Raw genomic sequence first — 264 nt, 5'->3', positions numbered from 1 at the left:
GAGCGCGGTTGGCCTGCGCCATGGTTTCGGTAGCCGGTGCGACATACTCACCGATCAACAGACCGGCCACCATCAGCACCAGCATCGGCTTCATGACCGCCCAAACGATGCGACCGATGGAAACCCCGGCCGCCCGCATGATGGTCAATTCACTGTTGCTCGCCAGGCTACCCAAACCGATCAGGCAGCCGATCAAGGCTGCCATCGGCAGCATGTCGTACATGCGGCGCGGCGCCGTGAGCAGAACAAAACTCAGGACATCCA

1 protein-coding gene is annotated in these 264 nt (G+C 61.4%); it reads right to left on the bottom strand.

The genetic code is table 11. From position 1 onward, the window contains the following. On the bottom strand, window positions 1-264 hold a 264-nt coding region (locus GHO03_RS24940), incomplete at both ends, for an LptF/LptG family permease (protein WP_153400724.1).

The organism is Pseudomonas sp. FSL R10-1339, assembly GCF_009600545.1.
In the GTDB taxonomy this organism is placed as follows: Bacteria; Pseudomonadota; Gammaproteobacteria; order Pseudomonadales; family Pseudomonadaceae; genus Aquipseudomonas; species Aquipseudomonas bubulae.
This window is presented reverse-complemented; position numbering and strand designations above follow the sequence as displayed.